Genomic DNA, 20,468 nt, shown 5'->3' on the forward strand with positions numbered 1-20,468 from the left:
CCGAGACATTTTCGGTGTCATCAAGGCCGGCTGGCCGTGGCAATCGGCGGTTTTGTTTTTGTGTGCTTTCGTGTCTTTCGTGGCTAGCGGGTTTTGTCTTGGTATTTATCCAGCCAAGCCGTGGGGCATGGCGGAAAGCGTTTTGCCACGAAAACCACGAGCAGAACCAACGGCTGGTCGTCGTTTGGTCTGTATCTATCAGTGTCATGACGGCTGTTTTCGTGTTGGTTCGTGGTTTTCGTGGCCAACGGGTTTCAGGTTTTCTGTGTCTACCACTCCACGCCGGGCTGGGCGGCGATGCCGGCGGCGAAGGCGTGCTTCACCAGCGTCATGTCGGTAACGGTATCGGCGGCTTCCACCACCGCGTCCGGTACGCCACGGCCGGTGACGATCACGTGCTGGTGCAGCGGGCGCGCCAGGATGTCGTCCAGCACCTGGTCTACGTCCAGGTATTTGTATTTCAGCGCGATGTTCAGCTCGTCCAGCAGCACCAGGCCGATGGCCGGGTCTTGCAGCATCTCGCGTGCCTTGTCCCAGGCTTCGGTGGCGCGCGCCACGTCGCGCTCGCGGTCTTGCGTGTTCCAGGTGTAGCCCTCGCCCATGGCGTGGAACTGCACCTGCTCGGGGAAGCGGCGCAGAAAGCGTTCTTCGCCGGTTTCCATGGCGCCCTTGATGAACTGCACCACGCCTACCTGCATGTCGTGGCCCAGTGCGCGCATCACCATGCCCAGGCCGCTGGAGCTTTTGCCCTTGCCGTTGCCGGCGTTGACTATGAACACGCCGCGGTGCTCGTCGGCGGCGGCTATGCGGGCGTCCATGATTTCTTTTTTGCGTGCCATGCGGGCGTTGTGGCGCTCGGTGCGGCCTTGGTCGTCGGTGTGGCTCATGTGGTGTGTCCGGGTAAAAAGCAGGGGTGGCCTGCGTGGGTGATGCGGGTCAGCGGGTAGCCCAGTACCTGCGCCAGGTGGGTGGCGTCAAGCTGGGCCAGGGTGTGCTGGCTATGGCCGCCCGCGCCATCCAGCAGCAGGGCGTGGCTGGCGATGGCGGGGGCAAACTGCAGGTCGTGGCTGACTACCACAACGGCTTTGCCGTCGGCCTGCCAGCGGCGTATCTGTACTTGCAGGGCGGCCTGGTGTGCCAGGTCCAGCGAATTGGTGGGCTCGTCCAGCAGCAGCAGCGGGGCGTCTTGCGCCATCACGCTGGCCAGCGCCACGCGCTGGCGCTCGCCGCCAGACAGCGCCTGCAGCGGGCGCTCGGCCAGGCGTGCCAGGTCGAAAGCGTTTAGCGCGGCGGCAATGCGGCCGGGGTTGTGGCCGTCGTCCGGCCACGGGTAGCGCGCGGCGGCTACCGCGTCGATCACGGCGTAGTCGAAGGCGTCGTGGCTGGCTTGCGGCAGCAGCGCCAGGCGCTGGGCGCGCAGGCGCGGCGCGGCGCTGCCTAAAGGTTGGCCGCACAGGCTGATACTGCCCTGCGCCGGGGCGCGCAGCCCGGCCAGCGTGGCCAGTAGCGTGCTTTTGCCGCAGCCATTGCGCCCGGCCAGCCACCATACTTCGCCGGCCCGCACCTGCCAGCCCAGCTGGTGCAGCAGGTGGCGCTGGCCTTGCAAAATACTGAGTTTGTCTGCTTGCAGCATCATGCCAGCCTCCGGCGCGTGCGCGACAGCTGCCAGAACAGTACCGGCACGCCCAGCAGCGCGGTAAGAATGCCCACCGGCAGCTGCATCGGGGCTACCACGGTGCGCGCCAGGGTGTCGGCCAGTACCAGCAGGCTGGCGCCGCTCAGGATGGAGGCGGGGATCAGCAGGCGCAGGCTGGGGCCACATACCAGGCGGCAGGCGTGCGGCACCATCAGGCCGACAAAGCCGATACTGCCGCCCTGGCTGACGGCGGTGGCGGTCAGGCTGGCCGACAGCAGTAGCAGCAAGCGGCGCAGGCCGGCCAGCGGCACGCCCAGCGTGGCGGCGTGGTCGCCGTGCAGTGCCAGCAGGTTGATGGCGGGCGCCTGCCACCAGGCCAGCAGCATGGCCGGCAGCAGCACCAGCCACGGCCACGGCCGCAGCGGCGTGCCGGAGATATCGCCCACCAGCCAGAACACCATGCCGCGCAGCTGGTTGTCCTGGGCGATGGTCAGCAGCAGCGAAATCACCGCACCGCAGGCGGTAGACAGCAGTGCGCCGGTCAGCAGCAGCAGCACGGTGCCGCTGCTGCGGCCAAAGTCGCGCCGTGCCAGCCAGAACAGCACACCGGACAGTGCCAGCGCACCGGCTACCGCGGCCAGGTCCACTTGCCACACCGCCAGGCCCAGCCATAGCGCCAGCAGCGCGCCCACCGAGGCACCGCCGGATACGCCCATTACGTAGGGGTCGGCCAGCGGGTTGCGCAGCAGCGATTGCATCAGCAGGCCGGCCAGCGCCAGCGCGGCACCGGTAATCCAGGCGGTAAGGGCGCGTTCCAGCCGCAGTTGTAGCAGGGTGGTGGCCAGCGCATCGCCCTGGCCCTGCAGGGCTTGCCAAATCTGGCCGGGCCCTAGCGCCACGCTGCCGCTGGCGCAGGCCAGTAGCAAGGTGGCCAAGCTAATGCCCAGCAGCAGGGCCAGCATGGTGGCCGGTGGCAGGCGTAGCGCAGGGTGGGTGGTGCGCTGCGGTGAAATAGAAGGCATGGGCTGCACGGTGTTTCCGGTGTACAGCGGGGGCGGGCGGGCAGAGGGCTGGCCGTATGCCGCCCTCCGCAGCATGGTAAAGCGTGCCACCAGGCTATCCGGCGGCGCGCAGCGTGGCCTGGGCCGGTATCCGGGCTGGTTTCGCCGCTGGCCCGCCTTCCCGTACCGGCGGGTACAGTGGCGCAGCGGCCGGGCAGCTGCGCGGGGCAGCCAGATGAAACACACCGTTGCGGGGGCAGCACAGCTTGGGGCTGTTTCCCGTTTAACTTGCCGGCCGAGCCGGGCAAGCACCTAGGCAGCGGCGATTTTACCAGATCGGTGGCGCTGGCTTAGGGTGTTTATATTGCCATGAGAAATAAAAAAACAATAAATCAGTATTTTTGGAAATATAAAAGCCCTGCTAAGGTACCAGCAAATGACATTGGCAGGAGCAGCGGCATGGCGCACGATTTTTCCGGTTTCGACTTCATCATCCAGCCGGGCTGGAACAACTCCGGCCCCGAGCACTGGCAAAGCCACTGGCAGCAGCTGCTGGGTGCGCAACGCGTGGCCAACCACGAATGGCACGCCCCGCAGCTGGACGACTGGCTGGCGGCGCTGGACGCGGCAGTCGACGCCGCCACGCAGCCGGTGGTGGTGATCGCCCACAGCCTGGGCTGTGCCACGGTGGCGCACTACGCCGCGCGCTACGGCAACAAACTGGCCGGTGCGCTACTGGTGGCGCCGGCCGACGTGGAGCGCGCCAGCGCGCCGGCACAGCTGCAGCCGTTTGCGCCGTTGCCGCAGGTGGCGCTACCGTTTGCCACCCGCGTGGTGGCCAGTGACAGCGACCCGTTCAGCCTGCCGCTACGCAGTGCGCGCATGGCCGCGCTGTGGCAGGCGCCGCTGGTGTGGCTGCGCGGGGCGGGGCATATCAATGTGGCGTCCGGCCATACGCAGTGGCAGGCAGGCTTGGCCGAGCTGGCAGCGCTGCTGTCGGCTATCCGCGCGGCGCAGCAGGCTGCCTGAACGCGACGATTTGCCGCCTGCGGCATAGTGTCGCACCGCCTTGTGGTGCGTGCGGCCAACCTTAACAATGCCTGCCTTGTCTTGTCCTGTGCAGGAAACCACCATGGCCGTTGTTGCCGAAAAGAAAACTCCCCGCTATTACACGGTAGCCTGGCGCTGGCATTTTTATGCCGGTTTGCTGGTGGCCCCGTTCATGATCATGCTGGCCATTACCGGCATGATTTACCTGTTCAAGCCGCAGCTGGACCAGCTGATGTACGGCAATCTGCTGAACGTCCCCGCTGCCAGCACCCCGGCGCACCCGGCCGACCACCTGGTGGCGGCGGTCAAAGCGCAATACCCCGGTGCCAGCGTGCTGCGTTACCAGCCGCCTGCGGCAGCCGACGCCAGTGCTAAGGTCATCATCAAGACCGCCGACGCCAAACTGGGCGTGTACGTGGACCCATACCAGGGCACCGTGCTGGGCGCACTGGACGAAAACAATAATCTGCAAACCATCGTACTGAAGCTGCATGGCGAGCTGCTGATCGGTAAAAACGGCGACCTGCTGGTGGAGCTGGCCACCAGCTGGACGCTGGTGTTGCTGGTATCCGGCCTGTACCTGTGGTGGCCGCGTGGCCGCGGCAAACTGGCGGTGTTCTGGCCGCGCCTGCATGCCGGTGGCCGTGCCTTCTGGCGTGACATCCACGCCGTTACCGGCTTCTGGGGCGCCATCTTCTTGCTGTTCATGCTGCTGTCCGGCCTGACCTGGACCGGCTACTGGGGCGAGAAATTTGCGGCGGTGTGGAGCCAGTTTCCGGCACAGATGTGGGACGATGTGCCCAAGTCCGACAAAAAAGCCATCAGCCTGAACAGCACCGAAGAGAAAATCGTGCCGTGGGCGGTAGAACCTAGCCCGCTGCCCAAGTCCACCGACCCGCATGCGGCGCACAAAGGGGCGACCCCGCAGGCGGCCACGCCGCAGATCGCGCTGCAGCAGGTGGTAGATACCGCCCGTGCCCGTGGCGTAGTGCCGGGTTACAACATCGCGCTACCGGACGGTGACGAAGGCGTGTTTACCGTGTCGGTGTTCCCGAACGACCCGCGTAACGAGGCTACGCTGCATATCGACCAGTACAGCGGCAAGGTGCTGGCGGATATCCGCTTCAAGGACTACGCGCTGGTGCCCAAGGCGGTGGAGTTTGGCGTGGTGATTCACGAAGGCAAGTTCTTTGGCTTGGCCAACCAGCTGCTGATGGCGGCCATCTGCCTGCTGGTACTGGTGAGCAGCATCAGCGGCCTGGTGATGTGGTGGCTGCGCAAGCCGGCCGGCCGCCTGGGCGCGCCTGCCGACGCACCGGATACCCCGCTGTGGAAAGGCGCGCTGCTGATCATGCTGGCACTGGGCGTAGCCTTCCCGCTGGTAGGCGCCTCGTTTATCGCTATCATGCTGCTGGACTGGCTGCTGCTGCGCCGCCTGCCGGCGCTGGCCTTCCTGCGCTAAACCGCCGACTCCGCCCGGACGGGCTTGCGGCCAACCCCCTGTCTGTGTGGCAGGGGGTTTTGCTTGTGGCGGGCTTGGCCGCAGGCCCCTGGCATGGCTAAGATGCTGCCATCTCTTGCCGAGGCTTTGCCATGCACCTGCTGGCTTTTGTAAACCGCGTAGAAAGCGACATCATCACCCCCGCACTGGACCGCCGTTTTGGCGTGAGCCAGGTCAGCCTGCTGTGCCACCGCAGCGAGCTGGGGCTGGCCACCGATATCGCCGGCGTATGCCGCAGCCTGCACCTGCCGGCCCATGTGGTAACGCTGGCGGCCGATACCCAGCCCTTGGCGTTGCGCCAGCAGTTGGCCGCATTGGCGCAGGGTGCGGTGGCGTTCAATATCAGCGCCGCGTCGCCGGTGCAGGCGGCGCTGGCCTACGACCTGGCGCGCGAGCGCCAGCTGCCGCTGATGAGTATCGCCCCGCACAGCGACCGCCTGATCTGGCTGCTGGGCGGCGAGCACACCGGCCTGCGCACCGGCAGTGATATTGCCGATGGTCTGACGCTGGCGGCGTACTTTGCGCTGTACGGCAGCCGCATCGAACATATCCATTACCGGCTGGCACAGCGCCCGCAGCGGCTGGAGGCACTAGCCGCCGGCCTGGCCGCGCTGGCGGTGCAGCGCCCGGCGGCGCTATCGCTGCTGAACCGTTTGTGCAATGACCTGGACGCCCGCCAGTACAGCCGCCACCCGCTGCCGCGGGGCGAGACGGCGCTGCGCCACTGGCTGGGCGGCTGCGGGCTGGTGGATATCGATCAGGGCGGCCACGTGCGCTGCCACGACGCGTCGGCGCGCTTCTTTCTGGGCGGCGGCTGGCTGGAAGTCTGGCTGCTGGCGCAGGTAGCGGCGCTGCAGCCAGCCTTGCCTATCAGCGATGCGGCTGTGGGGGTGAAAGTGGTGCACGATGGGGTGGCCAACGAGTACGACGTGGCCATCGTGTGCAATAACCAGCTGTACCTGGTGGAGTGCAAAACCACGGCGCCCACCGCGCTGCACCAGCGCGGCATCGGGCTGGATAACCTGTTCAAGCTCGACAGTGCCGCCAGCCTGGGTGGCCTGCACGCCCGCGCCATGCTGGCCACGCTGTACCCTGCCACCGACAGCGAAGCGGCCCGCGCGCAGGCACAGGGCATTGCCTTGTTGTCCGGCCCGGCGCTGGCCCAGGCGCAGCCCGTTTTGCGCCAATGGCTACACGCAGGGTGATGCGTATGTGATGTGGCTCAGTCATTTCTGCGATACCTATTAAAATATGGTGGTTATTAAGTATGATTTACTAGATACCCACTTGTTCTGGCCGTATGAACGCTTACCCGCCACACGTTTTCCCCCTTAGCCGGCGCCAGCTGCTGCAAGCCGGCCTGACCTTGGCATTGGCCGCGTGCCAAGCCCCGGAACCCTTGCTGCGCATAGGCAGTAACGGCTGGCCGGGCTACCTGTTCATTGCCTGGGCGGCAGACAGCTACGCGCTGAGCAGCAAACAGGTGCGTCTGCTGCGCATCAGCTCGGCCACCAGCAGCCTGCGCGCGCTCAGCGCCGGCATGCTCGACGGAGCCTGCCTGACACTGGATGAGGTGATCAGCGCGCTGGCCGAAGGCATCCCGCTGAAAGTGATTGCCGTACTGGATGTCTCGCACGGCGGCGACGTCGTGTTGGGCAGGGGCGAGATCCGCAGCCTTGGGCAGTTGGCCGGGCGGCGTATCGGGGTAGAAGCCAGTGCCGTGGGGGCGGTGATGCTGGACGCCATGCTGCAGCGTGCCGGCCTCAGCCGAGCCCAGGTGATTCCGGTGCCCGTGTTGCTGGACCAGCACGAGGCGGCTTTTGCCAGCGGCAGCATTGATGCCCTGGTCACCATGGAGCCGCAGGCCAGCCGCCTGCGCCTGCGCGGCGCGCATACCTTGTTCAGCAGTGCCGATATTCCCGGGCGTATCGTCGATGTGCTGGCCGTGCGCGAGGAGGTATTGGGCGTTGCCCGCCAGGGCTTGCAGGCATTGGTAGACAGCCATTTTGCCATGCTGGATAAATTTGCCAGCCAGCGTAGCGAGGCCTACGCCTATATGGCAGCGCAGATGGGGGTAAGCCACGCCGAGCTGACGCCGATTTTTGCCGGCCTGCGCCTGCCGGGGCGGCAGGAGAACCTGCGCTGGCTGGGTGGCAAGCTGGACGACGAAGCGCGCAATCTGGCCAATGTGATGTCGCGGGCCGGCCTGCTTCCCCGGCCGGTGCAGCTGGGGCGCCTTGCCGTGCCGGATTTCGTGGAAGGGGGGCGATAATGCGCTTGTCGCTGAAAAGCCTGCTACCCATGGTAGTACTGTTTTTTCTGCTGCTCACCCTGGCCGGCGCCTACAGCGTGGCCGAACAGGGGCGCAGGCAGCAAGCCTTCCGCGACGCCAGCCTGGTGGCGCAGAAAGACGCCTACCACCTGCTGCAGGAGCTGGCTTTGTCCGGCCCGCTGCGCATCAATGAAGAGCTGATGCTGCTGGCCACCGATGCCCGCCTGGCGCAAGCGGTGGTGGCCAATAGCCGCGGGCTGATTGCCCATGCCATGCAGCAGCAGGACGTTGGCCGCAGCATCGATACCCTGCAAGGTCTGCCTGCCGGGCTACTGCAGCAGGCCTGGCAACATAGCCTGGCCATTTTGCAGCCCGATTACGACAAACAGTACCTGTATCTGGCGGTAGCCGTGCCAGACCAGGAGGGGCAAGTGCTGCGTGGCCTGCGTAAAGGCATGGTGGTGCTGGTTTACGACCTGGGCCCGCAGCTGGCGCTGGAGCGCAGCAAGCTGCAGCAAAGCTTTGTATTGCCCTGCGTCATGCTGTGCTGTCTGTTGCTGGTGCTGTATCTGCTGGTGTGGCTGTACGTGGCGCGCCCGCTGGCCAACCTGCAGGCGGCTGCCTTGCAGCTGGCGCAGCTGGGGCATGCGCCTGCCTTGCCATTGCAGGGGGTAAGCGAAACCCGGGCCGTGTGCGAGGCATTCAACACCATGCAGCGGCAGCTGCAGCACACGCTGGCCGAGCTGGCCGAGCGCGAGCGCAGCGCCAGCAACCTGGCCAAAGAGCAAGAAGCGCTGTTGCAGGCCATTCCCGACCTGCTGTTCGAGATGAGCGCCGACGGGCGCTACCTGCAGGTGTGGTCGCATACCGCCAGCGACAAGCTGGTCTCGCCGCGCGAGTATTTGCTCGGCAAGCATGTACACGAGGCCATGCCGGCCGAGCAGGCGGCCATCATACACAGCGTGATTGTCGAGGCGCTGTGTCACGGTGAATCCAGCGGCAAGCAAATCATGCTTGCCCTGGCCGACGGCCCGCACTGGTTCGAGCTGTCTGCTGCGCGCAAGGTGGCGGCCAACGGTAGCGAAACCTGCATCATGGTATCGCGCGACATTACCCAGCGCCGCCGCGACGAGGACGCACTGCAGCTATGGGCGCGCGTGATGGCCGCCACGCATAACGGCATTTTCATTACCGACGGCCAGCAGCGCATCGTGGAAGTCAATGCGGCGTTTACGCGCATTACCGGCTATAGCCTGGGCGATGTGCGCGGCTTGCGCCCCGGCCTGCTGTCATCCGGCCGCCAGAACGACGCGTTCTATCAGCGCATGTGGCAGGACATCGACGCGCACGGCTACTGGCAGGGTGAAATCTGGAACCGGCGCAAGGATGGCGAGGTGTTTCCGGAGTGGCAGTCCATTTCCAGCGTGCGCGGCGAAGATGGCCAGATCAGCCATTACATCAGCGTGTTCAGCGATATCAGCAACCAGAAAGAATCGGAAGCCTATATCCGCCGCCTGGCCTACTACGACAGCCTGACCGGCCTGGCCAACCGCGCGCTGCTAAGCGACCACGCCGGCCTGGCCCTGGCCGCCATGCATAGCCACGGTACCAGCCTGGCACTGATGTTTATCGACCTGGACCGCTTCAAGAACATCAACGACACCCTGGGCCACAGCATAGGCGACCAGCTATTGCAGGAGGTTGGCCGCAGGCTGGCCAGCTGCGTGCGCGAGCGCGATACGCTGTCGCGCCTGGGTGGCGACGAATTCATCGTGCTGCTGCCGGAAACCGGTGAAGCCGAGGCTGCACACTGGGCCGAGCAGGTGCTGGGCACCCTGGGGCAGCCGTACCGGATTGCCGGCTACGATATGGTGGTGACGCCATCCATCGGCATTGCCATGGCGCCTGTCGATGGCGATACGCTGGAGGCGCTGCTGCGCTGTGCCGACGCCGCCATGTATCGTGCCAAGGACGAAGGGCGCAATACTTTCCGCTTTTTTGCCCAGCACATGCAGCAGCGTACCGTAAGCCGGCTGAAGCTGGAGTCGGATCTGCGCAGCGCGCTGGAGCAACGCCAGTTTTTGCTGCACTACCAGCCTCAGTGCACGCTGGATGGCCGGCTGGTAGGGGTGGAGGCGCTGGTGCGCTGGCAGCACCCTGTGCTGGGCATGGTGCCGCCCGGCGAGTTCATCCCGCTGGCCGAGGAAAGCGGCTTGATTGTACCGCTGGGGGCGTGGGTGATGCGCGAGGCAATCGGCCAGTTGGCCGCATGGCACGCCGCCGGGGTGGTGGTGCCGCAGGTGGCGGTCAACCTGTCGGCGCTACAGTTCCGCCAGCCGGGGCTGGTGCAGCAGGCGGCGCAGTACCTGGCTGACGCCGGGCTGGCGCCGGCCTGCCTGGAGCTGGAGCTGACCGAAAGCGTGGTGCTGGACAACCCGGACGATGCCTTGCTGGTGATGGAGCGCCTGCACGCGCTGGGCGTGCATTTGTCGATAGACGATTTCGGTACCGGTTATTCGTCGCTGAACTACCTGCGCCGCTTCCCGGTTGACCGGCTCAAGATAGACCGCAGCTTTATCCTGGACCTGGACAAAGACCCGCGTGGGGCAGCCATTATCGAAGCCATCATCAGCCTGTCGCGCTCGCTGGGCTTTGTCACCATTGCCGAGGGGGTGGAAACCGCCGGCCAGCTGGCCCAGCTGCGCGCGCTGCGCTGTGACGAAGTGCAAGGCTTTTTCTACGGCAGGCCGATGGCGCCAGACCAGCTGCCGGCCTGGCTGGCGCAGCGCGAGCAGGCGCTGGCAGGCTAGGGCACCCAAGCCTCTTGAAACCCCCAAGCAAAAATGCCAGTCAGCGTTAGCTGACTGGCATTGTGCCAGGGGCGGGCAGGGTGGGGTTGGCCGCAGCTCGGGCGGGTCAGGCGTCCAGGCCGCTTTGCACCAGCTGGGCGGCGCGCACCACGGCGCGGGCCTTGTTCTGGGTTTCTTCCCATTCCGATTGCGGTACCGAATCGGCTACCACGCCGGCGCCGGACTGTACGTACAGCACCTCGTTCTTGATGACGGCGGTGCGGATGGCAATGGCCAGGTCCATGTCGCCGGTAAAGCCCAGGTAGCCGACGGCCCCACCGTACACGCCTCGCTTGGTGGGCTCGAACTCGTCGATGATTTCCATGGCGCGCACTTTGGGCGCACCGGACAGCGTGCCGGCCGGGAAGGTGGCTTTCAGGATGTCGATATTGGAGACGTCCGGCTTTACCGTGCCTTCCACGCTGGACACGATGTGCATCACGTGCGAATAGCGCTCGATCACCATATTGTCGGTGATCTTCACACTGCCGGTGTCGGCCACGCGGCCAACGTCGTTGCGGCCCAGGTCCATCAGCATCACGTGTTCGGCGATTTCTTTCGGGTCGGCCAGCAGGTCTTCGGCCAGCGCCTGATCCTCGTCACGCGTTTTGCCGCGCGGGCGGGTGCCGGCGATGGGGCGCACGGTGACGGTATCGTTTTCGCGGCGCACCAAGATTTCCGGCGAGGCGCCTACCACGTGGAAGTCGTCGAAGTGGTAGAAGAACATGTAGGGCGACGGGTTCAGGCTGCGTAGCGCGCGGTACAGCGACAGCGGCGAGTCGGTAAACGGCATGCTCATGCGCTGGGCCAGCACGACTTGCATGATGTCGCCGTCCAGAATGTAGTTTTTGGCGTTGGCCACGTCGCGCTTGAACGCCTCTTCGCCGTATTCGCTCTGTGCGGTGGTGGCGGTGGACGGCAGCGATAGCGGGATGGCCACGTTGTCGCGCAGGCGGGCGCGCAGCTGCGCCAGGCGGGCGTTGGCCTTGGGCAGGGCGTTGGGCACCGCCGGGTCGGCGTAGACCACCAGATAGAGCTTGCCGGACAGGTTGTCTACCACGGCCAGCTCTTCGGATAGCATCAGCAAAATATCGGGCGTGCCTACCGGGTCGGGCTTTTGCATGTCGGCCAGGCGGCGCTCCACGTAGCGCACGGTGTCGTAGCCGAAGTAGCCCACCAGGCCGCCGGTGAAACGCGGCAGGCCGTCGATAGGCGGGGTATTGAAACGCTGGCTGAATTCTTCGATAAAGGTCAGCGGGTTGCCTTCGTAGCGTTCGATGACTTTGTCACCGTACTCCACCTGCACGCTGTGGCCTTGCACGCGGATACGGGTGGTAGCCGGCAGGCCGATGAAGGAGTAGCGGCCGGAGCGCTCGCCCCCCACCACCGATTCCAGCAGGTAGGAGTAGGGCTGGTTGGCCAGTTTCAGGTACACCGACAGCGGGGTGTCCAGGTCGGCGAACAGTTCGAGGGTAACGGGAATGCGGTTGTAGCCGGCCTGGGCCAGCTCGTTGAAGGCTTGCGGTGTCATGCTAGTGTCCAATGGTGTCAGTGCGGTCTTGAGGAAGGCGGCGAGGGGTGGGCTAGCATTGCCATCGCCAGCTGGCACGATTGGGCAGGAATTTCATGATGTAAGCAGGCTGTCTGTTGGTTGGATATGCAGGGCTATTGTGTCGCAAAAGTCGGCCGCCGTACAGGCGGCGCGGCGCTGCAGCATTACATGCGCACGTTGGCGTGCGGGTCGGCCGATTTTTTCAGCAGGGCAAACAGGTCGACCAGGCTGTCTACCACCAGATCGGCACCCAGCGTGGCCGCATCGCGGTAGCCGTAGCGTACCGCCACCGCCAGCGCGCCGGCTTTGTTGGCGCACAGGATGTCGTTTTCCGAATCGCCGACCATGATCATTTCTTGCGGTTTGACGTTCAGCACGGCAGCGGCGTGCAGCAGCGGCAGCGCCGACGGCTTTTTCTCCGGCAGGCTGTCGCCACCCAGAATCATGCTGAAGGCGCTGTCGATGCCCAGCTCGGCCAGCAGCGGTGCGGCCAGGCGGTGCGATTTGTTGGTAATCACCACCAGCGGCAGCTCCAGGCTGCGCAGCAGGTTCAGGCTTTCTGCCACGCCGGGGTACATGCGGGTGTGGGTGGTGAGGTTGGCGCGGTAGTGCTGGATAAACAGGGTGAAGCCTTGCGCCCACAGCGCTTCGTCGGCCTGGCCGTCTTTGTCGTCGGTCAGTGCACGGTGCACCAGGCTGGCCACACCGTCGCCGACGTGGCTTTTGATGCGTTCGGCGTCCAGTGGCGGCAGGCCCAGTGCCTGGCGCATGGCGTTGGCGCTGGCGGCCAGGTCGGCAATGGAATCCACCAGGGTGCCGTCCAGGTCGAAGGCAATGGCTTTGATGTGTTTCAGGTTCATGGCAGTGCCGGGGTAGCAATTAGGAATAGCCGGCATTGTACAGGATGCCTGCCATTGCGCCTTGTGCCCGCGCGGTGGCTTCTTTATGATGCGCACTTTCTTTTGTCATGAGCCGTGCGGCGTCGCCAGCGCGGCTGCAGCAAGGGCGGCGGTGGCTGCCCGGGAGAGTGTCATGCCTGTTATTACCCGAATCGCCCTGCCTGTTGCGGCCAGCCTGGCCCTGGCCGGCTGCGCTACATCGCCGCTGGCTAACAAGACCGCAGACGACGCAGCCATCTACACGCTGCAGCAAAGCAGCCTGGACGCCCGTTATAACTTTGACGGTACCTTGCGCATCAGCGACCTGGATATGCCGGCAGAGCTGGGTAGCCTGGCCAACCCGGATCTGGTAAAGGACGTGGCGCGCTCGTTCAGCTTTGACATGCGTGGTGCGGTAGACATGCCTGCCAGCCGCATCGAGCTGGTGCCGACTTTCCGCTTTGCACGGCCCAACCTGGAAAGCTGGGTGCGCGTACCCATGTTGTTCCAGCTGAACACCCTTACCGCCTGGGTGGATGCCTCGGCGCTGGACCTGGCCCTGCCACAGCTGCACGGCAAGCTGCTGAAGCTCACTGTGCCACAAGACAAGGTAGCGGATATTCCGGTGGATGCCGTGATGCGCGACCTGCCGCTGATTATCGGCAAGGCGTACGCTGCGGTGGATAAAAAAGCCTTCACTTTCCAGCCGCTGAGCGATAGCGACCGCCAGAAGGGTGCCAGCTACCGTATCCGCCTCACGCTGGACCCGGCCGCCGATGCGCAGCTAGGCCGCATCATGCTGCAAGAGGTGGCCGCCCGTGTGAAGCGCTATAGCGCCAGCAAAGAGGTGCAGGCACTGGCTGACAAGCTGTCCGAGGAGGTGGCCATGGCGCAAGGGGAGATGGCTTCCGAAAGCCAGACCGAGCTGCTGGTGGATAGCCAGGCCAAGCTGTTGGCCATGGAAGAACAGCGTACCTTGCGCGCATCCAAGCTCAAGGGCTTTAGCGTAACCCTGCGTACGCAGATGGCCATGCGCAACCACGGCCAGCCGGTATTTACCGTGCTGCCGACTGCGGCCAACGTGCTGACACTGGACGAGCTCAAGGCACCGTCGTGGTTTTCCGGTGTTGCCGGCAAGGGTGGGGATGCAGAGCCTGTCGAGGCGGCCGAGCCAGAAGTCGATGCCGCAGAGGCCGCCGTGCCTGCCCAGGCTGCGCCGGTAGCGCCTGCAGCCAAGGCAAAGGCTAAACCGCGCAAGCCACAGCCTAACAAGGTGAACTAAGCCACTGCCGCTGCGAAAAAGCCGCTCGATGAGCGGCTTTTTTTTGTGCGCGTCCGGCGTGCCTACAGCAGCCGGATATCCAGCACCGCCTGCTGGCCAAAGGCGGGGCTATGCAAGTAGCTGCAGATGGCCGTGGCGCAGTCGGCCGGCTGAGTCAGCTGGCCTTCGGCCTTCAGCGCGGTAAAGCGCGGCAGGTTGGGGAAGTGTGCCGGGTCGGCGGCGCGGATCTCGCCCTGCATGCCGGTATCCACCACACCGGGGTACAGCGACACCGCCAGCACCGGGTTGGCCGCAGCCTGCTGTTCCAGCGCCAGGGTACGGGTGAAGTGGTCCAGCCCGGCCTTGCTGGCGCAGTACACCGCCCAGCCAGGATAAGGGTTGGCCGCAGCGCCGGACGAAATATTCAGCACGCGGCGCACCCCGGCAAAACCGGTACTGTGCGCCACAAAGGCATTGCACAGCACGATGGGCGCGGTGAGGTTCAGCGCCAGCGCCTGCTCGGCCGCGCCGTCGGCAAAGCTGCCTACGCTGGCGATGGGCTGCACCGTGCCGGCGTTATTGATCAGCGTCAGGCTGCTGCAGCCGCCCAGCTGCGCCAGCGCGCGCTCGGCCAGCAGCGGCAGCAGCTGGCTGTCGGCCAGGTCGGCGTCGATGGTGGCCAGCTGCGGGTGTGCCGGCAGCGGGCCGCAGTCACGCGCTATCGCCACTACGCGGCCGCCGTCGGCCAGCAGCTGCGCCACCAGCGCGGCACCTAGCCCGCGTGAGGCGCCGGTGACGATGTAGCCGTTCACGCGCGGCCAACCTTGGCCAGCTCGGCGCGCATGGCGGCTATGGTGGCCTTGTAGTCCGGCGTGTTGTAGATGGCGCTGCCGGCCACGAAGGTGTCGGCACCGGCGGCGGCAATCTCGGCGATATTGTCCACTTTTACGCCACCGTCCACTTCCAGCCAGATCTCGCCGCCGTGTTTGGCGGTGTATTCGTCAATGCGCTGGCGTGCGGCGCGCACTTTTTCCAGTGCGTGCGGAATGAATTTCTGGCCGCCAAAGCCCGGGTTCACCGACATGATCAGCACCATGTCGATCTTGTCCATCACGTGGTCCAGGTAGCTCAGCGGGGTGGCCGGGTTGAACACCAGGCCGGCTTTGCAGCCGGCTTCCTTGATCAGGCCCAGCGTGCGGTCGATGTGCTCGGAGCCTTCCGGGTGGAAGGTGATGATATCGGCACCCGCTTTGGCGAAGGCGGCAGCCAGCGCGTCTACAGGTTTTACCATCAGGTGCACGTCGATCGGTGCGCTGCTGTGCGGGCGAATCGCTTCGCAGAACATCGGGCCCATGGTGAGGTTGGGTACGTAGTGGTTGTCCATCACGTCGAAGTGGATGATGTCGGCGCCAGCGGCAATGACATTGCGCACTTCTTCGCCCAGGCGGGCAAAGTCGGCGGACAGGATGGACGGTGCAATACGGAATTGGCTCATGGCGGTATTGTGGGCAGGGCTGGAAATGGGCGCCATTGTAAGCGATCGCCCCCGCCGGCGCGATGCGTGGCGTACAATTAGCCTTCGTATCGCGCCGAGGCGGCCAGTAGTTGGCCGCCCGCATCAAAGGACTTATCGTGAGCCAGAAATACCATATCACCGTATCGGCCGAAGCCATGTACCAGCAGCAGCACTCCAGCGTGGCGTCTGACCGCTACGCCTTTGCTTACTGCATTACCCTCAAGAATACGGGCGAGCAGCCGGCCAGGCTGCTGTCACGCCACTGGGTGATTACCGACGCCAATGGCAAGGTGCAGGAGGTGCGTGGCATGGGGGTGGTGGGCGAGCACCCGCACCTGCAGCCGGGCGAAAGCTACACCTATACCAGCGGCTCGGCGCTGACGACCCCGTATGGCACCATGCGCGGCAGCTACCAGATGGAAGCTGACGATGGTCACACCTTTGATGCCGATATCCCCGAATTCCACCTGATTGCCCCGCGCGTGCTGCACTGAGCCGCACCGCCACCACCGAAAGCCTGCATGCGTCATTTTGCCCACGGCAATACCCCGCCGCCTAGCGACCGTAACGACCTGAAAACCCTGAAGACCCTGCTGCCCTACCTGTGGCGTTTCAAGCTGCGCGTACTGCTGGCGCTGGCGTGCCTGATTGCAGCCAAGGTGGCGGGTGTCACTACGCCGCTGTATCTGAAAGATATCGTCGACCAGCTGTCACTGCCGGCCACCATGGCGGTGGTGCCGCTGCTGGCCTTGGCGGGCTATGGCCTGGCGCGGCTGCTGTCCGGCGTGCTGGGCGAGCTGCGCGATGCCATTTTTGCCCGCGTGGTGCAGGGGGCGGTGCGTACGGTGGCGCGCGAGGTGTTTTCGCACCTGTTCCGCCTGAGCCTGCGTTTTCACCTGGAACGCCAGACCGGTGGCATGAGCCGCGATATCGAGCGCGGCACCAAGGGCATCGGCTTTTTGCTGAACTTTACCGTGTTCAACATCCTGCCCACACTGGTGGAAATCGGCCTGGTGATCGGCATTTTGCTGCATCGCTATAACGCCTGGTTTGCCGTGGTGACCTTTGCCACCATTGCCATCTATATCGTGTTTACCCTGGTGATTACCGAGTGGCGCACGGTGTTCCGCCGCAGCATGAATGACCTGGATTCCAAGGCCAACAGCAAGGCCATCGATGCGCTGATCAACTACGAAACGGTCAAGTACTTTGGTAATGAGGGCTACGAAACCCGCCGTTACGACGGCAACCTGGCGTCGTGGGAGCAGTCCGCCATCAAGAACCAGGTGTCGCTGTCGTTCCTGAACGCGGGGCAGGGCGCCATCATCGCCACCGGTGTGACGCTGATCATGTGGTTGGCCGCACGCGGGGTAAACCAGGGCGAAATGACGGTAGGGGACGTGGTACTGGTAGCCACCTTCATTACCCAGCTGTGGGCGCCGCTGCATTTCCTGGGTTTTGTCTACCGCGAAATCCGCCATTCGCTGGCGGACATGGAGCGCATGTTCACGCTGCTGAATGTGGGTGCCGAGGTGGCAGACCGCCCGACGGCGCAGCCATTGGCCAGCCGGGACGTGGCGATCCGCTTCGATGGCGTAGGCTTTGGCTACGACGCCAAGCGCACCATTCTGCATGACGTCAGCTTTGATATCCCTGCCGGGCATACCGTGGCGGTGGTAGGGGCGAGTGGCGCGGGCAAGTCCACGCTGTCGCGCCTGCTGTTCCGTTTTTACGATGTTGGCAGCGGGGCTATCCGCTTTAATGGCACGGATGTCCGCGAGCTCAGCCAGGACAGCCTGCGCGCGCATATCGGCATCGTGCCGCAAGACACGGTGCTGTTTAATGACAGCATCTATTACAACATTGCCTACGGCCGCCCCGACGCCACGCGGGAAGAGGTGATCGACGCTGCCCGCTCGGCGCACATCCACGACTTTGTGATGGGCCTGCCGGACGGCTACGACACCACGGTGGGCGAGCGTGGCCTCAAACTGTCGGGTGGCGAGAAGCAGCGCGTGGCCATCGCCCGCACCATCCTGAAAAACCCGCCGGTGCTGATTTTTGACGAGGCCACCAGTGCGCTGGATTCGCGTACCGAAAAGGCCATCCAGGCCGAGCTGCTCAGCATTGCGGCCAACCGTACCACGCTGATCATCGCGCACCGGCTATCTACCATTGCCGAGGCGGATTGCATTCTGGTGATGGATGGTGGACGTATTATCGAGCGCGGTACGCACCGCGAGCTGCTGGCGCACGGTGGGCGTTACGCTGAGATGTGGCGCTTGCAGCAAGAGGGTGAGGCGCTGGACGCCTGAGCCGCAAGCTTGGCTGCATGTGGCAACGCCCCGCTTTGGCGGGGCGTTTTAGCTGCAATGACAAAAGCCCCGCACTGCTGTGCGGGGCTTTTGCTTTGTCTGGTGCCGGAGAAAGGAGTCGAACCCTCGACCTTCTGATTACAAGTCAGCTGCTCTACCAACTGAGCTACACCGGCGAAGAAGGTGAATTATGCCGTCACTTTTTATGCTTGGCAAGACGTTGTTTGGTGTTTTTTGTGGCTTTGCCGGGTTTTACCACCTTTTTGCTGGGCTGGGCCTTGCGGCTGCTCGCTTTTTGCACGCGGGCGCTGTGGCGGGTTTTCTGCCGTTTTGCTTCACGTACCGCGGTGGGTTTCAATAGCGTTGCTTTTTTGCTACGTACGCTTTGCCGCGCTTTGGCCTGGCTGCGCAGGCTGGGTTTCTGGCGTTTTGCTACCGCTTTGCTTGCCTGGGTGCGCTTTTTGCCGATTTTTTGCGTACGAGGTGCTTGTGTGGCCTTACGTGCTTTGCTGGCTGGCGCTCTGGCTTGTTGCTTGTTTTTGCTGGCTTTCCTGCTGCTGGCCTGGGTTTGGTTTGCCGGTTTTGCACGGCTGGCCTGGCTCTGGCGTGGCTCGTTGTTCTTTTCGGCGCTTGGTGCCGGACTGGCTGGTGGCAGGCTCAGCGGTTTGGCCTTGGGCGGCTTGGGTGGTGGTGCCGGCTGGAAATCGCCCGGAAGCGGGGCGTCTTCACCCTCTGCGAAGCTGGGGGTGGCAGAAAATGCCACGGCAGCGATGAGTATGGAAGCAATGGTGCGGGTTAATTGCATTTGAATGATTCTGTTCGGTTGGCCCGGGGGTTTTTCGCATTGTAGCGCCAGTATGGGGTTGCTATATTAGCACGCAGCCCAATCCCAAAAGGAAAAGGGTTCAGTGCAGGAAATCAAGGAGATTAGGGATGAAACAAACGAGAAGAACATTGCTGGCGGGTATGCTGTTGTCTGCTTTTGCCTTGAGCGGTTGCGGCCAGAAAGCACCGGAAGCAGCGGGGGCGTCGGCTCCTGTGGCGGAGGCGTCGGCTACCGGGGGGGATGTCAAAGAGTACGTGGTGGGCACCGATGCCAGCTATGCACCGTTTGAATTCCAGACCGACAAGGGTGACATCGTCGGGTTTGACGTCGAAGTGCTCAGCGCCGCTGCAGCCAAGGGCGGGTTCAAGGTGAAGTTCATCAATACGCCGTGGGAAGGCATGTTTGCCACGGTGAATCAGGGCGACCGCGATATCCTGTCGTCAGCCATCACCATTACCGACGAGCGCAAGCAGAGCATGGATTTTTCCGATCCGTACTTTGAGGCTCGCCAGCTGATTGCGGTGGCCAAAGGTGTCTCGGACGTGAAAACTTTCCAGGACCTGAAAAACAAGAAAGTAGCCGTGCAGACCGGTACGACCGGTGATGAAGTGGTACAAAAGCTGCTGGGCAAGACCAACGCGAATATCAAGCGCTTCGAGAATATGCCGCTGGCACTCAAAGAGCTGGAAACCGGTGGTGTTGATGCCGCGGTGGGTGATAACGGCGTGGTGATCAACTACGTCAAAAACAACCCGCAGCATGGCATGGTTACGGTAGAAGATACCAAGAGCTTTGCCCCCGAGTACTATGGTTTTGCTGTGAAAAAAGGCAATGCCGAGCTGTTGGGCAAGGTAAATGCCGGCCTGAAAGCCATCAAGGCTGACGGTACGTACGACCAGATTTTCAATAAATACTTCGGCGCCAAATAACAAAACGGGCAGCGGCGGGTCTGCGGGCAGATCCGCCGCTTTCTTTTTATAAAGCCGGGAGCAGAGCATGGATTTCCGTTGGGGCATGATTGCCGATTACGCACCTTTGTTTGTCGAGGGTGCAAAGATGACCGTAGGTATTACCCTGGTCGCAGTAGTGCTGGGTACCTTGATCGGTCTGTTTATGGGTATGGCGCGTCTGGCCGAAGCCAAGCATGGTGCGGCCAAGTATGTGCTGAAGTTTGGCGTGCGCTGGCCTTCTGCGGCGTATGTCGCGTTTTTCCGGGGTACGCCGCTGTTTGTGCAGATTCTGCTGGTGCATTTTGCCTTGATGCCCATGCTGATTCACCCGGTGGACGGCGTGCTGATCAACGGCGAGTTGGCGCGTGAGCTGCGTCAGAATTACGGCGCCTTTTTGTCCGGCCTGCTGGCGCTGACGCTGAATGCCGGGGCGTATATCACCGAGATTTTCCGTGCTGGCATCCAGTCCATCGACCGTGGCCAGATGGAGGCGGCGCGCTCGCTGGGCCTGAGCTACGGCCAGACCATGAAGTTCGTTATCGTGCCGCAGGCTTTCCGCCGCATGCTGCCGCCGCTGGGTAACGAGGCCATCATGCTGCTCAAAGACAGCTCGCTGGTGTCGGCTATCGGCCTGGCCGAGCTCGCTTATGCCGCGCGTACCGTGGCGGGTGTGTATTCGCGCTACTGGGAGCCGTATCTCACGATTTCCTTCATCTACCTGGCGTTGACCATGCTGATGGCGTGGGGTATTTCCCGCCTGGAGAAAAAGCTGCATATCGGCACGCGCTAAGCGCCGGCCAAGCAAAAGAAGCCCCCTGTTGTGATGGCCAGGGGGCTTTTGCATGGTGCGGGCTGTGTAAT

At 63.8% G+C, this 20,468-nt stretch carries 18 protein-coding genes, 1 tRNA gene and 1 riboswitch; of the genes, 11 read left to right on the top strand and 8 right to left on the bottom strand.

Annotated features, from left to right (window positions below):
• Nucleotides 1–269: 269 nt before the first annotated feature.
• Genes cobO through PQU95_RS05785 form a run of 3 tightly spaced genes read right to left on the bottom strand, consistent with a single transcriptional unit; the run spans nucleotide 270 to nucleotide 2,658 of the window.
• Nucleotides 270–887, bottom strand: a complete 618-nt coding sequence (cobO, locus tag PQU95_RS05775) for a cob(I)yrinic acid a,c-diamide adenosyltransferase (protein WP_272751118.1) — start codon at nucleotides 885–887, stop codon at nucleotides 270–272.
• A complete protein-coding gene (locus tag PQU95_RS05780; protein ID WP_272751119.1) occupies nucleotides 884–1,636 on the bottom strand; it encodes an ABC transporter ATP-binding protein in 753 nt (250 codons plus the stop codon). The genes cobO and PQU95_RS05780 overlap by 4 nt, the downstream gene beginning before the upstream one ends.
• Nucleotides 1,633–2,658 carry a FecCD family ABC transporter permease gene (locus PQU95_RS05785; RefSeq protein ID WP_272751120.1) on the bottom strand — a complete coding sequence of 342 codons (1,026 nt, stop codon included), beginning with the start codon at nucleotides 2,656–2,658 and terminating at the stop codon, nucleotides 1,633–1,635. Before PQU95_RS05785 ends, PQU95_RS05780 begins: the two co-directional genes overlap by 4 nt.
• Nucleotides 2,659–2,762: 104 nt before the next feature.
• Nucleotides 2,763–2,968, bottom strand: a riboswitch (cobalamin riboswitch).
• A 128-nt stretch (nucleotides 2,969–3,096) separates the two neighbouring features.
• Here PQU95_RS05785 and PQU95_RS05790 point away from each other — a divergent pair.
• The 5 genes from PQU95_RS05790 to PQU95_RS05810 all read left to right on the top strand — a co-directional run bounded on the left by PQU95_RS05790 (nucleotide 3,097) and on the right by PQU95_RS05810 (nucleotide 10,270).
• Nucleotides 3,097–3,666: an RBBP9/YdeN family alpha/beta hydrolase gene (locus PQU95_RS05790; RefSeq protein WP_272751121.1), complete on the top strand. Its 570-nt coding sequence runs from the start codon at nucleotides 3,097–3,099 to the stop codon at nucleotides 3,664–3,666.
• 103 nt (nucleotides 3,667–3,769) lie between these two features.
• Nucleotides 3,770–5,149, top strand: coding sequence for a PepSY-associated TM helix domain-containing protein (locus PQU95_RS05795; protein WP_272751122.1), 1,380 nt, complete (start codon nucleotides 3,770–3,772; stop codon nucleotides 5,147–5,149).
• Between the two features lie 131 nt (nucleotides 5,150–5,280).
• On the top strand, nucleotides 5,281–6,393 hold the full coding sequence (locus PQU95_RS05800; RefSeq protein ID WP_272751123.1) for a Card1-like endonuclease domain-containing protein: 1,113 nt from the start codon (nucleotides 5,281–5,283) through the stop codon (nucleotides 6,391–6,393).
• Between the two features lie 95 nt (nucleotides 6,394–6,488).
• Complete coding sequence (locus tag PQU95_RS05805) at nucleotides 6,489–7,460, top strand: ABC transporter substrate-binding protein (protein ID WP_272751124.1); 972 nt, start codon at nucleotides 6,489–6,491, stop codon at nucleotides 7,458–7,460.
• Nucleotides 7,460–10,270 carry a putative bifunctional diguanylate cyclase/phosphodiesterase gene (locus PQU95_RS05810; RefSeq protein WP_272751125.1) on the top strand — a complete coding sequence of 937 codons (2,811 nt, stop codon included), beginning with the start codon at nucleotides 7,460–7,462 and terminating at the stop codon, nucleotides 10,268–10,270. The genes PQU95_RS05805 and PQU95_RS05810 overlap by 1 nt, the downstream gene beginning before the upstream one ends.
• Nucleotides 10,271–10,376: 106 nt before the next feature.
• Here PQU95_RS05810 and trpE read toward each other — a convergent pair whose 3' ends face one another.
• Nucleotides 10,377–11,840, bottom strand: a complete 1,464-nt coding sequence (trpE, locus tag PQU95_RS05815) for an anthranilate synthase component I (protein WP_227303838.1) — start codon at nucleotides 11,838–11,840, stop codon at nucleotides 10,377–10,379.
• A gap of 185 nt (nucleotides 11,841–12,025) precedes the next feature.
• Nucleotides 12,026–12,721 carry a phosphoglycolate phosphatase gene (locus PQU95_RS05820; RefSeq protein ID WP_272751126.1) on the bottom strand — a complete coding sequence of 232 codons (696 nt, stop codon included), beginning with the start codon at nucleotides 12,719–12,721 and terminating at the stop codon, nucleotides 12,026–12,028.
• Between the two features lie 172 nt (nucleotides 12,722–12,893).
• Between PQU95_RS05820 and PQU95_RS05825 the strand changes: the two genes are divergently transcribed.
• Nucleotides 12,894–14,021: a hypothetical protein gene (locus PQU95_RS05825; protein ID WP_272751127.1), complete on the top strand. Its 1,128-nt coding sequence runs from the start codon at nucleotides 12,894–12,896 to the stop codon at nucleotides 14,019–14,021.
• Between the two features lie 62 nt (nucleotides 14,022–14,083).
• On the opposite strand, the gene PQU95_RS05830 is transcribed toward PQU95_RS05825, so the two are convergent.
• Together PQU95_RS05830 and rpe are read right to left on the bottom strand one after the other, a co-directional pair.
• Nucleotides 14,084–14,812, bottom strand: coding sequence for an SDR family NAD(P)-dependent oxidoreductase (locus PQU95_RS05830; protein ID WP_272751128.1), 729 nt, complete (start codon nucleotides 14,810–14,812; stop codon nucleotides 14,084–14,086).
• A complete protein-coding gene (gene rpe / locus PQU95_RS05835; RefSeq protein ID WP_272751129.1) occupies nucleotides 14,809–15,495 on the bottom strand; it encodes a ribulose-phosphate 3-epimerase in 687 nt (228 codons plus the stop codon). The genes PQU95_RS05830 and rpe overlap by 4 nt, the downstream gene beginning before the upstream one ends.
• Before the next feature lie 137 nt (nucleotides 15,496–15,632).
• Between rpe and apaG the strand changes: the two genes are divergently transcribed.
• Nucleotides 15,633–16,010 (top strand): Co2+/Mg2+ efflux facilitator ApaG/CorD, encoded by a 378-nt coding sequence (gene apaG / locus PQU95_RS05840; RefSeq protein WP_272751130.1) that lies wholly within the window; start codon nucleotides 15,633–15,635, stop codon nucleotides 16,008–16,010.
• A gap of 27 nt (nucleotides 16,011–16,037) precedes the next feature.
• Complete coding sequence (locus PQU95_RS05845; protein WP_272751131.1) at nucleotides 16,038–17,831, top strand: ABCB family ABC transporter ATP-binding protein/permease; 1,794 nt, start codon at nucleotides 16,038–16,040, stop codon at nucleotides 17,829–17,831.
• 100 nt (nucleotides 17,832–17,931) lie between these two features.
• On the opposite strand, the gene PQU95_RS05850 is transcribed toward PQU95_RS05845, so the two are convergent.
• Nucleotides 17,932–18,007, bottom strand: a tRNA-Thr gene (locus PQU95_RS05850).
• Between the two features lie 51 nt (nucleotides 18,008–18,058).
• Here PQU95_RS05850 and PQU95_RS05855 point away from each other — a divergent pair.
• The 3 genes from PQU95_RS05855 to PQU95_RS05865 all read left to right on the top strand — a co-directional run bounded on the left by PQU95_RS05855 (nucleotide 18,059) and on the right by PQU95_RS05865 (nucleotide 20,397).
• Nucleotides 18,059–18,640, top strand: coding sequence for a hypothetical protein (locus tag PQU95_RS05855; RefSeq protein WP_272751132.1), 582 nt, complete (start codon nucleotides 18,059–18,061; stop codon nucleotides 18,638–18,640).
• A 124-nt stretch (nucleotides 18,641–18,764) separates the two neighbouring features.
• The gene (locus tag PQU95_RS05860; protein ID WP_272751133.1) at nucleotides 18,765–19,586 is read left to right on the top strand and encodes a basic amino acid ABC transporter substrate-binding protein; all 822 of its coding nucleotides are present in this window, start codon (nucleotides 18,765–18,767) and stop codon (nucleotides 19,584–19,586) included.
• Between the two features lie 67 nt (nucleotides 19,587–19,653).
• Nucleotides 19,654–20,397, top strand: a complete 744-nt coding sequence (locus PQU95_RS05865; protein WP_272751134.1) for an amino acid ABC transporter permease — start codon at nucleotides 19,654–19,656, stop codon at nucleotides 20,395–20,397.
• Nucleotides 20,398–20,468: the final 71 nt, after the last annotated feature.

Origin of the sequence: Vogesella aquatica (assembly GCF_028548455.1) — a bacterium.
Lineage (GTDB): Bacteria > Pseudomonadota > Gammaproteobacteria > Burkholderiales > Chromobacteriaceae > Vogesella > Vogesella aquatica.